This window comes from Sphingobacterium alkalisoli, assembly GCF_005049105.1.
Classification (GTDB): domain Bacteria; phylum Bacteroidota; class Bacteroidia; order Sphingobacteriales; family Sphingobacteriaceae; genus Sphingobacterium; species Sphingobacterium alkalisoli.
This window is the reverse complement of record NZ_SUKA01000003.1, coordinates 1-14,950: the sequence shown is the minus strand read 5'-3', so window position 1 is coordinate 14,950 and position 14,950 is coordinate 1. Positions and strand designations below refer to the sequence as shown.

Sequence of the window (14,950 nt, the reverse complement as noted above, 5' to 3'; positions counted from 1 at the left end):
CATTAAGAATTCGCTACGCAGTGCGTGATGAATTAGAGGGTGTACTGCTGCAGCATCTTATAGGCTCTCTCCGCTTGATCCTATCCCGTAATATTTTCGGGGCCAACACCTCGATACACTCACCAAAACCGATCAGTTCGCGCTCCAGTTCAAAATTGAGGACGACATCCATCCGGATCAGGATCCCGCCATCCTCCTCGGTTTTCAAGAGTTGTTGAGAGGCATGCAGTGGCTTCGTAAGCACATAGGGCGCATTGCCCTGATCCACCCGTAGGATTACCCGATGTCCCCGATCCCTTTCGGATTTGGTTACACCGATGGTATCGGCATAGTAGCGTTCAAAATCGACACCATCATATTCCACGTACCCCGATTTTGCCATTTCTGCGATATCCTCGATACGGTCCAGGGCCAAGGTGACGAGTGTCTTTCCTTTTTTTGGCCTACAGATCAAGAACCACCGGTTACGGTACTCTTTGAGCAGGTAGGGGAAATACACGGTATCTTGAGGCGCTTGGGATTTGAAGGATTTATAACTGATCAGCAACGGAATATTTTCGCGTATAGCCCTATACAGCGGCGTGATCCAGTTCAACCCCTTGAGCAGTTTGTTATTTTCCAACTGGATGTACGAGACCGATGTATGGTCGCGCTTAGAGAGATTGTTTTCCAATCGGGCGATCATATCGCTCATCTCATCGAAATAGGCGAAACCGTTGAGGTGTTTTAAGATATCTACTGCATCTCTCATCTTGGACATGTCGCTATCCGACAGAGGCGAATTGCTGATCGAGTAGCTTAGGTCACTGTAGGTATAATACTTACGCTTGGTCACGACGATAGGCGCATTGTAACCGAGCTTGTTGCTGCTCATCAGCTGTATATCGCCCTGTACCGTCCTTTTGGACACCCCACTATGGATGCCTTTCAATTCGCACAAGCCCTCCGAGACTTTTTCGATCAAGTCTTCCAATGTCCACTTCCGGTGGGGTTTCCGTAAACAATCATCGATGATTTTATATAGGATCAGTGCCAGTTTATTGATTGACATCGTGTCTTTTTTTATGACGAATACCTATTCTAAAGGTATAGGCTTTGCACATACTACGCAACAGAGATGCGCAATACAGATAAAAACTACCTTACCTAAGTATTATTTAAAATTTATCACCCTATTTTACAACGAATTAACAATAAAAACAAACTGTTATATCAATTGCGCAAAACTACTGCGCAGATATGCTCGCACCTTTGTAGTGTCAGGTATGACAAACGTTCTTTGATGAAGAAAAGCAAGTCGCTTTAGTCGGCAAATAGTGGGACCACCGAGTCGTCGCTCGCTCAGACTAAAGCTGTACACACGATATGTGCCCTGTGGCACAAAGAAACCTTTCAACTGGATACGGCGTCCCGGTCTCCTGTTTCTGTATAGCAGGATAGTGTTGGTTCGGTAGAATACAATATACTGGCAAAGTGGACAGTTGCAAGGGGAATAGTGCTAATGTCGCAGGTTCGAATCCTGCTCCCGGTTGATCGGGATAGCTCAGGGGTAGAGCATAGCTCCACAGAGAGGGTTCGAATCCCTCGCTCATCCGTCACATGGGTTCATTGGTTGGAGGAACGAAAGTTCCAATGTAAGTTAAGGCTTTCTTTCAAAAAGTCACTCGGGAAGCTTTTCGTCTTTTGTTCCGTTGCTTGTTGCTGGTCTTATCCCCTGTCGGGGATAAGGAGCGAATCCGCCAGATCGACAGCAGGCAGCAATCGTCACCTTACTTTGCAGATCAGGACAGCTGGCTCGCTGAGGTAAAGCCCCGTCGGCACGCTACACGCACTCCGAATGGTCTTTACAAGGCAAACAGTCCTTCTGGTCTCCGCGAGGCAGCGATGAACGAAACACGGGAAGCTTTTTTTACACGAAATAATAGATTTAATCATAAATAACAACAATAATGAAACGCATCACCGTACAGGTAAATCAAGTTGGTCTGGTCGTCAAAAACAACGCCGTCATGCGTGTATTGGCTACCGGGAAGTATTGGCTAGGCTTCGGCGAGCATGTAGAGATACATCCGCTATCCGGTCCCGTGCAGACCGCACATGACATGGATGTACTCTTACAGGTAGCTGGCTTCCGCGAGATGGTGGACGTGGTGGAGATCCCGGATCATGCGTTGTGCCTCGTGTACGTCAACAACAACTTTGACCGCGTGCTGTCTGCCGGCCGACATGTCTTCTGGAAGGGCTTGGCAGATTACAGATTCCAGATCGAAGATATCTCGAGCATAACGATCGCACCGACTATAGACCGTCCACTCTTGGACAGGCTGGTCTTGGCCAATTGTGTCCGCTGCTTTAAGCTGGAGCCCTCGGAGAAAGGCTTGTTGTTCGTAGACGGCAAGTACGTCCAGACCTTGGAAGCCAGGACATACTACTGGTGGAAAAATGCCGTGACCCTATCCGTCAGCAAAGCCGATCTGCGTATCACCGCGATGGAAATCCCGGGACAGGAAATCCTGACCCGGGACAAAGTCCAGATCCGGGTCAACTTCTCGGTCAACTACCAAGTTACCGATATCGTGAAAGCCCTGTTGGAAAACAAGGAGTACGAGAAGCAGTTGTATACCCTGATGCAATTGGTTTTACGTCAGTACATCGGGCAGATGACCTTGGACGAACTGATGGAAAGCAAGGCCGAGATCGCAAAATACGTGATCGACACTACTGTCAGCGAGGCCGCCGCATTGGGACTGACCTTACATAATGGCGGTGTCAAGGATATCATCCTGCCCGGTGAAGTACGTGAGATCATGAACCAGGTGTTGATCGCCGAAAAGCGGGCGCAGGCCAATATCATCACCCGTCGGGAAGAGACCGCATCCACCCGTAGCTTACTGAATACCGCTAAGCTGATGGAGGAGAATACGATGCTGTTCAAGTTGAAGGAAATGGAGTACGTGGAGAAAATCGCCGAGAAGATCAATACCATCTCCGTATCGGGCAACGGGCAGATCGTCGATCAGTTGAAACAACTGTTTGTCAAATAATCGTCGTAACAAAAGAGGCGCAAGGAACAACGTAAAGAGGTTATTGTTCCTTGCTTAACAAAACTTTCATGATCCATTGAATCACCAACAGGCATGAAAGTTCTTGATGGCCTTTGAGATAGACACTTTCAGAAAAAAAATTAGGAATATACATACCCCACATGACCATGGAAAACCAACGAATCAACGGCAATGACCTACTTGCCATAGGCTATCAAGAAAATCACGCTATGGGCGTAGCGTTGAAAATCAACAAGAAAAGATTGGGCTTCACCCGTGAGGAGATGCTGGTCACATTCAAGGCCGTGCTGGAGCAGCCCGAGTCCTACCTGCACGACCCTGTCTTCAAGCCATTGGCTGAGGTGCTACTATCCATCGACACGCTGGAAGACGAGACCATTGCCCTAAAAGAGGAAGCCCTCAACTATGCGGTATACGGAGCGGAGCATATCGAAGACGGAGCCAAGAAGCAGATGCATGTCGCTATGAAACTTCCGGTCACTGTTGCCGGTGCGCTGATGCCCGATGCGCATCAAGGCTATGGCCTTCCGATCGGGGGCGTATTGGCGACGAACAACGCCGTCATTCCCTATGGCGTCGGTGTGGACATCGGTTGCCGCATGGCGCTATCGGTATTTGATCTGCCTGCAGAATACCTGAACACCCACCACGACACGTTGAAAAACGTATTGAAGCATAGCACCCGGTTTGGTGCTGGTCATGGTTTTCTGCGACATGAGCGCACAGATCACGCGGTACTGGACCACAGCCTATTTGAAACCCACGATTTTATCCGCTCCCTGAAGGACAAGGCCTGGACTCAGCTGGGTTCGTCCGGTGGCGGCAACCACTTTGTGGAGTTTGGGATTATGGAATTTGCCAGCGCAGATGCCACCCTAGGTGTAGCACCCGGCAAGTATCTGGCCTTACTGACGCATTCTGGATCACGGGGACTAGGAGCAACCATCGCAGGACATTATACCAAACTGGCGAAAGAGATCTGTAAATTGCCCTATGAGGCGCAACATCTTGCCTACCTGGATCTACATACGGCCGAAGGGCAGGAATATTGGTTAGCGATGAACCTAGCAGGCGACTATGCATCCGCCTGTCATGAGGTGATCCACGACAAGATCCGAAAAGCCCTGGGCGCAGAATTGCTGACCAAGGTCGAAAACCATCACAACTTTGCGTGGAAAGAGCAATTTGAAGGTGAAGAGGTGATCGTCCACCGAAAGGGGGCTACGCCTGCCGGCAAAGATACGATGGGTATCATCCCCGGATCGATGGCGACCCTTGGTTTTTTGGTACGGGGCAAAGGCGAAGAGACCGCCATCAACTCGGCCTCTCATGGCGCCGGACGCTTGATGAGCCGTACACAGGCCATCAAGACCCTGTCGGCTACCGACTTAAAGACCCTACTCGAAGACCAAGGCGTCACCTTGCTTGGCGCCGGTATAGACGAAGCCCCGATGGCGTACAAGGATATCCATACAGTGATGTCTGCGCAGACCGATCTGGTGGATATCGTGGCGACCTTTTCCCCCAAGATCGTGCGTATGGCCGATGACGGTTCGAGAGAGGACTAAAACAAATGGGGCGGCACCGTACTATGATACGGCATGAGCTGCCCCGTATTTGTAATTCTGTAGACTTGTTTAATTTGGTTATCCGATTATTCATAACGAAATGGATTACATCCATTTAATATATCAAACTCTGGTTTTTCTCCTTCAGACCTTAATCTGGGATAAAATTAGATACGATTGAAGAGCCGAACGAGGCAAGGGCAGCGTGTCGGGCTTAATAAAAATAAAGTGTTCAGCAATTCGGATGAATTCTTGACTAAAAATCTCCGCTACTTAAGCGTACTCGATAGTGATGTCATGAAGAGAATAGACCTGGAGAGAAAGATAAAAATTAAAAAGATCGTTTGACAAAGTTACACAAGCCTGTATCCCTCAACCGCTTCTATTTCATCTGCACTCAATTGCTCCACTTTAATCGCTGGACTACCATCTTTCAGAAAAGCATTAACTAAGGACTCTGGGTAATAGATCGTCTGGACGACGTTATCAAAAGGTCGAGTTCGTTTCTCAAAATATTTCCGCTTAGCACGTTTCAGCGCCGAATCTGGAAGCTCCTTAAAATCTAGAATGTAGACTACAAAAATACAATTTGCATCGTGCTTGATCGGGAATTCGCTCGTTATAATCGCTTGACTAATTTGATGGATATAATCGTCAGAGGAATTTACCTCATTTATTCTTTCAATCAATAAATGTAAATGATTTTTTAAAGTGGCAACCTTAAATATACGAGGCGTCCTTTTATAAGCAAGCAACTTTCCCCGCAAAGAAATCTTCCATAATCCTTCAAAATCTGTCAATTCAATATAGCCTAACGAATCTAACCAGTGCAATACTTCTTGTGATTTTATAAAATCTATGGATAACCATTCAGAAACTACCTGTGCTGAAATAAATTGGTCACCAGTTCTTCTTAACAGTTTTCGAATTTTTAGTTGGTCAATCATTATATTTGTATCTATGAAATTAATCGAGATCGTTCTAGCAATCCTAATCAATTTAATCTCAAGCTATTTTTTCGTAAAAATAGTCGAATTTCTAAAAAATATTTCTATTTTTCAAATAAAGGGGAGTCGAACCTAACCGCATACAAAACAACAACAAGCATCTACATAACAGATACTTAAAAAAATAAACCAAAGGTATCTGACAACCAATTTTGACAACTGTATTGTAAACAGGTATTTTTTTTATATCATTAAATATCTAATAGAGAGAACTTTAATACATATATTTGTTAATGCATAGTAAATTCTTGTATACAAAAAATAGCTTAACTTAACAAAAATCACTAATTGTCAAATGGTTATGTAATGGATTCGTTAAAAATGGTAAATTTTTTATTCCCAAGGATTCAGGAAACGATATCACTATCAAAATTTGTCAAAGCAGTTAAACTGGGATTTCATACAAACGAAAATTTTGGTAACGAACACATAAAGTTGACATATGTAATTAAAGGCAATGATTCCTATAATGGATTAGATTATAATGATCAGCGAGAGATGTTCCGGGGAGCATCCCATTATATTTTTACGCTTTCTACTTATTCGGATACGAATTATGGTAACTTCAGAGAAAAGTTATTACGAATACTAGAGTTTAAACATATCTACCAAAGTATCGCTACATATATTACCTTCCAACTGGAGGGAGCCCTAATGCCTAACACCGCAATTAAAATTCAGGAAATCGACCTATGGCCTGAGGGGATTTATGCAGAAAAATATCTAAGTAACCCCAATTATCGGGAGGACAAAAGGAATGTACGCGACGCTTACAGAGCAGACGTAAGGCAATGGAGTCACCTACGCAACTTAGCACAGGAAACTAAGAAACAGGTAGCCGAACAATGTGATCAGATGTGTATTACCGATTTAGAAATCAACAAGTTATTTGATATAGATTTACACAGACTTCGAGGACTTCTGGTACAATATAAGATACCTATTAAAATCTCTAGAAAAAAGATCATCGATAAGATTGAGATACATGCTCAGGCGCTAGTTAGAGCGATTAAGACAGAATTGGACTCGGATGATTTCTACGGTCAGAGATACCCACTCTACAAACTTGTACAGTACATGTACAACACTTATCTGAGTGGAGAAAAAACTGATCTCATAGAAGATCAAAAGTCCAACTTTCTTAGGGATTTTAAAATACAACCAGGCGACATCCTTCAACTAAGCGATAACCGGCTTGTTACAGTTGTTTCTGTTAATATCACAGAACGGAATGAGATCGAAATCGAATACTCAATTTTAAAGGTTAATCTGGAACTGAGTGTGAGGACGCGAAAAATATCTTGTAAAAACGTTACACACGTTTTAAAGGAAAAAGAATTCTTGGAGTTTAAGAATTACTCATCCACAGCTCGCATGTCAATATTGACTAAATGGATGGCAAAAAGAAAGCAGAAATTCATTTGGACTCCTTTCACGCCCAATTTACTCTCGGCAATATAGTGCATACGAACGTTGCATCAATAGTTCAAAGTCGAGAAAAGGCCGGACGAAACCAGCCTTCCAATGTCCCGTGATCTCATCCCTCCTAATTCGTAACTTGGCTATATATAGCAAATCGCCCGGTTGGGCTAAATTGCCCCCTCCGAACACGTAATTGAAGCTTAGCAGATGCAAGGCATCGTCGGAGCTTGACGAAACAACATATAGTGCCACCGGCGTGGGCGCCGTTTCCGACGAATCACCTAGTCGAACAGAAGTGAAACAAATGGCGGATATGGTTTCGCCTATTATGAGTCCGTCGGGTGATAACGACCAACTTTACCACATTTCACTACGTTGAACAAAAACATGGACAGAACAAGCCTAATTCATCTTCCTTCCAAAAACCTATTTATAACATCTTCCTTCATAATATATGGATCCCTCATGTTTTCATATTATAACTCATTCCCGTTGACAAGATTATTTCCTTTATCGTTCCTTCTTTTTTTTGCAATTGGTTTGAAATATCCCGCTAACCTTTCTTATGGTCTTATCAGTGAATTTACGCAGTCAGAGATGATATTGTTTTGTAGCAAGTTTTTAGTAATTTTAAAAACAATTATTAGTTTATAAAATTTACGAAAAATAGAAATGTATCTGTAGATTAACCAAAACCGATGAAAAAAACAATTGACCTAAGACAAGTACGTTTAGTGCTTTGCATAGCCGCTATGGCTAGTATATTTTCAACTCGCGAGGCTAGCGCTCAGACTACCGACACCGTATATTTTAACGCAAAATGGGAAAAGACGGATCGTGATAATAAACACTTTTACCGTGCTATATCCCGTGAAGGAAATAACAGACCAATCCGTGTACAGGACTTTTATCCAAATGGAGTTAAGCAAATGGATGGATGGTATAGCTCATTAGAGCCTGAGGTAAGAGACGGGGATTTTACTTGGTGGCATGAGGACGGGATAAAGCACCGCCAGATGACTTTTGACAAAGGAGAGCCCACGAAGATCACCGAGTGGGATAAAGAGGGAAAAATAACACGACAGCAGGAGGCTGTAAAAACGGTTAGTCATATTAATGGTGAACGCGTGCGCGACCGCAAAGCACTGGAGAAAGCGCCTGTCTTCAATCGCGGAAAATCTTCGTTTCCAGATTATGTAACCAGACATCTTGAATATCCAGCTGCCGCGGAAGGAATAAGTGGAGAGGTAGTAGTCCGTTTTGTGGTGGATAAAAATGGAAGAACAAGGGATGCCGAAGTGGTACAAAGTGTGCATAAAGTTCTCGACGACACTGCACTTGACTTGATAAACTCTCTACCGCAGTGGACACCGGGAGTATTGGATGGTAAGAATGTCGACATTAAGATGGAGCTACCATTACGTTTTAATCGCTGAAACCTACTATCGTTTAAATTGTATAGTTTTTCGGATATTCCATAACGTTTAAGGATTCGAAAAAACCGCATGCAGAAACATTAACTGTTAAAAGCACACAAGAAACTGGACAAAAATATTTTGATAGGTTGAAAGAACTTACAGTCGAATTATTAGCTCAGATACACGTGTTAGGAATTTCCAAACAACTGAAATTCTGGATCAAAGGAATATATTTAGATTGATTAGTGCTGCTTGCTGGATGAAAACCCGCAGTACACAAGAGCCCGACTGATACAGGACCTAGAGGAGCTGCTACAGGTCGAGATCATACTGATACCGCAGGATAACTAGATTATAAAGAAAAAGCTTATCCCGACCACGCCATAGGTTGTTATGTAAATTATCTGGAAATTGCCAAGCTGATCGTATTGCCTGTTTTAGAAGTTCGGGGCAATAAAGATCTAGAAGTCGTTGATCTGTTTCATCAGATATTTCCTGACAGCCATATTGAAACCATAAACTTCAACGCCGTAGGTCATTTCGGCGGATTACTGAATTGTGTAAGCTGGAATATTTTCTGCCCAAATAAACAAGAATTATGATTGTAGGATAAAAGCTAATTTGGAATTGTCGCCACGTTGTGGCGACAATCTTGATACAGAAATTTCATTGATAGTGGCATGTCGGAAATTCCGACATGCCACTATCCTCTTGTTTTTATATGCTGCTAATCAAGGCTTTGACAGTACTTGTAAAATTGAGGGCAACGTAGTCTCACTTAAAGTTATTCCAAGGTTTTGCCATCATTGCTGTATTTCCTGAATAGTTCATTGATACAATGATATAAAAAAGTCATTTTGTTTTTTCACAACGTCATATTCTTCTAAATTAAACATTTAAAATACGCTATACTCCCATTTCACTATTTTTCGGAAAAAACTTATTAAGATATTCGTTACCTAATGGCGAAAGCTCGTAACCAACATTATGACTTATCGTTAAGCCTAAGTTTTTCAGTTTTCGAATATTTAGTTTTAACCACTCTTTTTCAAAGCCTGTTAGCTTTGCAATACCGATGGCGTGTAAATTGGGATTATCTTTTATCGTAAACAGTATTTTTTCAGTCCAATGGCCTTGTTTACTGTAAAGGTCTAAGCGCTCTAATCGACCTCTTAACTCTTCAAATTGCTGTTCTGACAATCCTGTTTGCTCCCTCAACTTAATTCGTGGGTCTTCGGCATGATAACGAACGGATATTTTAAAAAACGTTCCTGTGCTGTTGTGAGTAAATGATTTTAGCAACTGCTTTTTGTCTGTAAAGCCTGCCTGTACTGCATCTTTGTTGGTTATATCATTTTCGTTTACAGCTTCAATTTTGCCGATTTCGAGCAAACCAACAGATGTATGCAATAGACTTCCGCTTTTAACGGAAACCTTTTGCCACTTACGAAATGCCAAAGTGATTTCTCCCGATTTAATACCTTGCAGGTGTACTCCCTTAAATAGCATAATTATAATTCTTTTACATACTTGTTCAAATCAAATGACTTTCTACCAAGTAATTTTTCAAGTATACTGTCCACATGTGAAAATTCGCCTATCTTAATCCCGTTGGCCATACTGACCAATAAATCCACGACTTCGACAGGCATTTGATAGCTAATCAGTTCTTCTCTGAAAACTTCATCCGAAATATCTGCGTGGTTTACGGTTATACTTTTTTCTTTACTTATCACCCCTGCCAATTCATCAAATGAAAATGCTGTGTTACCTGTTATTTCATAGGTCTGGTTTCCATGTGCATTTCCCGTTAATACGTTTGCAATGGCTTCCGCTATGTCTGTCCGTGATACAAAACTTACTTTTCCGCTTCCCGATGGATAACGGATTTCGTTCGTTTGCAAGGCATTTCCAATCAGTTCGGGTATGGCTTCCATATACATTCTGTTTCTGAAAAAGGTATAAGGGATATTGGTTCTCCTTATCAGTTCTTCCGTATGGTATTGTGTTTGCGTTCCTTGAAAAACGGTGTTCGGTCGGGCTTGTACCATACTTGTATAAACAATGTGCTTTACGTTGTTTTCCACTATTGCATTTACCACATTTCTTTCCTGCTGTTTGGCTGTTTCAATATCCACTCCGATTGTGGATATTTGCAATACTGTCTCTACACCTTTGAAGACCTCTTTAAGTGTGTTGTAATCGTTGTAATCCGCTTGTCTGGTGGTTACGCCCTTTTCCTTAAATTCATTTACCGTTTCGGGGTTTCTGACAATGGCAACAATATCGGTCGGTGCGACTTTCTGTAACAAAAATTGAATGGTCGATTTGCCTAAATTTCCGTTTGCTCCTGTAATGGCTATCATAACTTTAATTTTTCTGTAAAATTAACAGCCTTGCTTTACTGAAAATTGGATAAAACCGACAACCGGAGGAATTGCGAGGAAGAGGAGTTTAGTAAATTTGAGAACGACAACTTCAATCGTCATTTTCGAGGATAAACGTAAATTGCTTATATTCGCAGTATGAAAAAGTCGGATTAGCATATACAAAGGAAATAGTTTCTTCTTGAGGCAAGATCTTATTGCCCTGTTTTTCTATTGTATTTATTTTTAAAAATATGCTAAAATGATGAATTTTTTCGAAAGCCCTTTTAAAGGCAAAATAATCAAAGACCACATCACGAACCCGAACATTATTGCTGGGAAATATTCTTACTATTCGGGTTACTACCACGGACATTCTTTTGATGATTGCGCACGTTATCTATTCCCTGACAGAAGCGATGTTGATAAACTGATTATAGGTTCGTTTTGTTCTATCGGAAGCGGAGCCAGCTTTATAATGGCAGGAAATCAAGGTCACCGGTACGATTGGATTTCCAGTTTCCCTTTCTTTTACATGATGGAGCAAGTCGATGGTTTCAAAAGTGCCGTTGACGGGTTTGCTGGTGCCGGGAACACGGTCGTCGGTAACGATGTTTGGATTGGCAGCGAAGCCATGATTATGCCCGGTGTGACGATTGGAGATGGTGCAGTCATTGGTAGCAGAGCATTAGTTACTAAGGATGTTGCCCCTTATACAATAGTCGGTGGCAATCCTGCAAAACCAATAAAAAAGAGATTTACAGACGATGAAATCGAAATGCTCTTAGAAATTGAATGGTGGAACTGGGAGGAAAAAGTTTTGGCAGAAGCTATTCCCTTAATTTGCACCGGGGATGTAAAATCGCTTTATGAGTTTTACTACAAACAGGTGAAATAGCTATTTTAAGTCCCCTAAGCGGGGACTTATTATTTTAAAATCGAATCTTTTTCACTTTACACCTGCTTAGCAGAACCGAAAGGCGATTAGATCTTCCATTCGGGAAAGTTCGCTACCTGCTCGTTCGCCTGACGTAAGAAGCGTTTCGGACTTGTTCCCGAAAATTCTTTGAACTCTCTGATAAAGTGCGATTGGTCGTAATAATTGCATTGATAGGCTATGTCGGTCAGCTTGTCAAATTGGGTTTGGCGTATGTTTTCTAAAGCTAATTGAAAGCGGTTTATCCTTGCATATAGGTTTGGGGATATACCTATATGCTGTTTAAAATGCCGTTCTAATGAACGTTCGGATAGGTTCAGTTCACTCTGTATTTTTGGTAAACTCACTCCTTTTTGAAGCTGTGCGGTTGCAAAATTTACTTTTTCGTTTTCGGTACTTCTTTGTTCAGCAAGATGTATCAAAAAGGAAGACAGCAACTCTATTCGCTGGTTGGAAGAAGTCGTATCGGAAAGTTGGTCAGTTATATTGGTATTAACCAGTTCGTCTATGCTAATATGCTGATTTGTCAACTCATTAGCATCTACTCCAAAAATGGATTTTAATGCGGTCGGTTCAAAATAAACGCCAATGTTTCGGAAATTTTTTATTGCTCTGTGTTCTGTGTATCGTGTAGTCTGCCCATATAAAAACAATTGCGGTAACTCTTGATTGTCTTTGTCATGGAATGCTTTTTTGCTTTCCTGAAAAATAAGTCCTGGCAAGCCGTCCGACATTATCTTGAACGTCTTTTGAGAAAAGTCTAAACTATCATCTTCCAATATCCAAAAATAGCGAACGTATTTCCGCAATGGTTCTGTTGGATATATTTGTTGGTAGTTCATTCTTCTTCTTTTATAAACCATTAAAGTAATAAAATTTTACAACAAAATCACTTTTTCACCCTTGCTCGCGCTGGTTTGTAACCAGTGCGCATCATCTCCCGTACATCACCTCTTGCCAGAGGTCTGCCAAGCCCAACAACCATGCAAAGCATTTGCTCCGCGGAGTATCCCTCCGGTCGGTTCCGGCGCTAGTCTTAGTATCGTATCACTAAACCGGAAAATCCTATTAAAAAACAAGAGCCATTCCTATGTAGAATCGCTCTTACTATAATATCTCAAAAAAGATAAAGACTTCTCAAATTCTTCGATGCTTACAGCGCATTTACTTGTTCTACTGTAAGGCCTAATGCCTTTGCAATATCAGCAATTGCTACACCCATTTTCTTAAATTCTAAAGCAGAATCAAGTTTCTCAGCTAATTTTTCGGCCTCGGCCCTAGCACGTTCTTTCTCGATACCTTGTTTAATTCCTGCTTGCCGTTCTTGCTTTTTTAATATTTCTATTACACCCATGTCTATTGTGCCTCCAGTCACTTGGTAAATATATGAATCAAATATACGATTTATTTGCTTATCTTCTATAAACAGAAAATTTTTAAGGAACCCTAAAAAACTGATAATACGGTCCTTATCATATTTCTTGCTGCCGATCAGTGCCCGGGCTATCGTGCTCCGGTGCTCCGCCAGCTCCTCTTCGGCAACCCTGCCCTCCAACAGCGCTTTCTGGCAGGCAAGTACAATATAGCCAAAGATATTATCCGTCTTTAGTAATTCTTCCTCCGAATTATCAAAAATATGGTACGACAGGTACCGGAATTCAATGGATGTACGAATACCATCGTGCCGGTACAACGATGGACGGTGCTGCCTATGATCGCCGGTAAATACTGCAATACTCTCTACGGGAACTTCATAGCGATCCAAAATTCTGTAATGGTACTGAAAAAATCGAAATGGGAACTCTTTACTGCTCCCTCCTTCGATTTCTATATTTACCAAAATCCACTTTTCGGTACCATCTTTAAGGTATACTTTTACAAGCAGGTCAGCTATTCGCTTTCCCTTCTTTTGCTCGCGTTGGGGAATGACTTCGAGAAGCTCTTTGTCCATAAATGTGAATCCCCGCGATAAATCAAAAAGATCTGCCGAATTGGGATACATAAACTGTAAAAAATCAGGAAAGTTTTCCTCGAAAACACCTTTTAACAGTTCATCGTTCCGCCTACGCGGCTTTCTCTGGCCTTGTTGTCTGGAAGTAGTCATAAGCTAAGGGTAATAACGAAGTAAATTAGGTAACTCTTTACTTGCTTTATCTCGTAATATTTTCATAACTAATAATGTTGGTTAATGATACAAGTATACAAAACCTAAATTACAAAAACTAATTTTTTTAGCAAAAAAAATAAAAATTTAATCGTCGATGCACCCTATTGGGGGCACCAGCTTCCACAGTCCATTGATGTCGCCCGAAACTATTTTACTTTTAAGAATCCGGCTGATTTTTTCAAATTCACTGGCCCCTTGCTACACATCATCGGTATCAACTGTGTTATTCGATTTTGGAAAAGGGATAAGAAAGTGCGGTGGTGTATTTACGCAATTGGTTCTGGTCTGTATGATCGCTAGAATGTGTAGAACTCAATTGTCGTATCAGTGATACGACAAACTTTTCATCAGAAAAAACGGTAGTGAACTGCATCATCCTTCATAGATTTTTTTCTAAAAACGATGTGTCCCTTAAGGGATCGTGAAATAATTTCTCTCTTCTTCAAACTATTTTTGTGCTGCAATAATCAATGATCCAGCCGACATTAAAAGGGCATTCATGCGTTACCTTGTCTATGGCAACCCAAAGTGCAATTCTAAATCACGGGAAAACAAATTATCTAGTGCTTTGTTATCAATCTTGTTTGTGATGTACTATGAAAGATACAGAAATTTTAATTCATGAATTAAAAAAGTTGCTAAACGGCGGTACAGCTCATGCCGGATTAAAAGATGCTTTAAATGGAATACCATTTGGTGTTTTAGGAGAAAGGCCTTATGGGTTGCCGTACAGCATCTGGCAATTGGTTGATCATATCAGGATTGCGCAATGGGATATGTTCGAATTCTCTAAGCATGGAAATCATATTTCACCAAAATGGCCTGATGAATACTGGGCAAAAAATCCTGAACCGAAAGATGAAAGCGAATGGATGGGTATTTCGGAGTAATGGTGCCATTGATTTCGGTCAAACCGTGCCACTTAAAAGATCATACAATTATATAAAAAAGTTATCGTTATTCCTGTTTCAATATTCCCTTTCTCATCGATTCACCTTTC

Annotated in this window: 16 protein-coding genes; 8 read left to right on the top strand and 8 right to left on the bottom strand. The window is 41.7% G+C overall.

The window, feature by feature from the left end:
* Positions 1-13 precede the first annotated feature (13 nt).
* Positions 14-1,051, bottom strand: a complete 1,038-nt coding sequence (locus tag FAZ19_RS09705) for a helix-turn-helix transcriptional regulator (RefSeq protein ID WP_136820542.1) — start codon at positions 1,049-1,051, stop codon at positions 14-16.
* Positions 1,052-1,346: 295 nt separating this feature from the next.
* Positions 1,347-1,592, bottom strand: coding sequence for a hypothetical protein (locus tag FAZ19_RS09700; protein ID WP_136820541.1), 246 nt, complete (start codon positions 1,590-1,592; stop codon positions 1,347-1,349).
* A 106-nt stretch (positions 1,593-1,698) separates the two neighbouring features.
* Between FAZ19_RS09700 and FAZ19_RS09695 the strand changes: the two genes are divergently transcribed.
* The 3 genes from FAZ19_RS09695 to FAZ19_RS09685 all read left to right on the top strand — a co-directional run bounded on the left by FAZ19_RS09695 (position 1,699) and on the right by FAZ19_RS09685 (position 4,633).
* Positions 1,699-1,941, top strand: a complete 243-nt coding sequence (locus FAZ19_RS09695) for a hypothetical protein (RefSeq protein ID WP_169305619.1) — start codon at positions 1,699-1,701, stop codon at positions 1,939-1,941.
* Positions 1,942-1,949: 8 nt separating this feature from the next.
* Entirely contained in the window at positions 1,950-3,044 is a 1,095-nt protein-coding gene (locus FAZ19_RS09690) for a slipin family protein (RefSeq protein ID WP_136820539.1), read from the top strand.
* Between the two features lie 167 nt (positions 3,045-3,211).
* Entirely contained in the window at positions 3,212-4,633 is a 1,422-nt protein-coding gene (locus FAZ19_RS09685; protein ID WP_136820538.1) for an RtcB family protein, read from the top strand.
* A 353-nt stretch (positions 4,634-4,986) separates the two neighbouring features.
* On the opposite strand, the gene FAZ19_RS09680 is transcribed toward FAZ19_RS09685, so the two are convergent.
* Positions 4,987-5,580, bottom strand: coding sequence for a hypothetical protein (locus FAZ19_RS09680; protein WP_136820537.1), 594 nt, complete (start codon positions 5,578-5,580; stop codon positions 4,987-4,989).
* 381 nt (positions 5,581-5,961) lie between these two features.
* Between FAZ19_RS09680 and FAZ19_RS09675 the strand changes: the two genes are divergently transcribed.
* The 3 genes from FAZ19_RS09675 to FAZ19_RS24470 all read left to right on the top strand — a co-directional run bounded on the left by FAZ19_RS09675 (position 5,962) and on the right by FAZ19_RS24470 (position 9,082).
* A complete protein-coding gene (locus tag FAZ19_RS09675) occupies positions 5,962-7,101 on the top strand; it encodes a hypothetical protein (RefSeq protein WP_136820536.1) in 1,140 nt (379 codons plus the stop codon).
* 659 nt (positions 7,102-7,760) lie between these two features.
* On the top strand, positions 7,761-8,498 hold the full coding sequence (locus FAZ19_RS09670; protein ID WP_136820535.1) for an energy transducer TonB: 738 nt from the start codon (positions 7,761-7,763) through the stop codon (positions 8,496-8,498).
* A 365-nt stretch (positions 8,499-8,863) separates the two neighbouring features.
* Complete coding sequence (locus FAZ19_RS24470) at positions 8,864-9,082, top strand: agmatine deiminase family protein (protein ID WP_136821178.1); 219 nt, start codon at positions 8,864-8,866, stop codon at positions 9,080-9,082.
* A 304-nt stretch (positions 9,083-9,386) separates the two neighbouring features.
* On the opposite strand, the gene FAZ19_RS09660 is transcribed toward FAZ19_RS24470, so the two are convergent.
* Both FAZ19_RS09660 and FAZ19_RS09655 read right to left on the bottom strand, forming a co-directional pair.
* Positions 9,387-9,938: a hypothetical protein gene (locus FAZ19_RS09660; protein WP_136820534.1), complete on the bottom strand. Its 552-nt coding sequence runs from the start codon at positions 9,936-9,938 to the stop codon at positions 9,387-9,389.
* Between the two features lie 53 nt (positions 9,939-9,991).
* Complete coding sequence (locus FAZ19_RS09655) at positions 9,992-10,846, bottom strand: SDR family oxidoreductase (RefSeq protein ID WP_136820533.1); 855 nt, start codon at positions 10,844-10,846, stop codon at positions 9,992-9,994.
* 262 nt (positions 10,847-11,108) lie between these two features.
* Here FAZ19_RS09655 and catB point away from each other — a divergent pair, with 262 nt between their 5' ends.
* The gene (gene catB / locus FAZ19_RS09650; protein WP_136820532.1) at positions 11,109-11,744 is read left to right on the top strand and encodes a type B chloramphenicol O-acetyltransferase; all 636 of its coding nucleotides are present in this window, start codon (positions 11,109-11,111) and stop codon (positions 11,742-11,744) included.
* 86 nt (positions 11,745-11,830) lie between these two features.
* Here catB and FAZ19_RS09645 read toward each other — a convergent pair whose 3' ends face one another.
* The 3 genes from FAZ19_RS09645 to FAZ19_RS24100 form a co-directional block, all read right to left on the bottom strand.
* Positions 11,831-12,625: a helix-turn-helix domain-containing protein gene (locus FAZ19_RS09645; RefSeq protein ID WP_169305618.1), complete on the bottom strand. Its 795-nt coding sequence runs from the start codon at positions 12,623-12,625 to the stop codon at positions 11,831-11,833.
* 311 nt (positions 12,626-12,936) lie between these two features.
* The gene (locus tag FAZ19_RS09640; protein WP_136820530.1) at positions 12,937-13,887 is read right to left on the bottom strand and encodes an RpnC/YadD family protein; all 951 of its coding nucleotides are present in this window, start codon (positions 13,885-13,887) and stop codon (positions 12,937-12,939) included.
* Positions 13,888-14,173: 286 nt separating this feature from the next.
* A complete protein-coding gene (locus tag FAZ19_RS24100; RefSeq protein ID WP_211245479.1) occupies positions 14,174-14,326 on the bottom strand; it encodes a hypothetical protein in 153 nt (50 codons plus the stop codon).
* Between the two features lie 220 nt (positions 14,327-14,546).
* Between FAZ19_RS24100 and FAZ19_RS09630 the strand changes: the two genes are divergently transcribed.
* Positions 14,547-14,840, top strand: coding sequence for a hypothetical protein (locus tag FAZ19_RS09630; RefSeq protein ID WP_136820529.1), 294 nt, complete (start codon positions 14,547-14,549; stop codon positions 14,838-14,840).
* Positions 14,841-14,950: the final 110 nt, after the last annotated feature.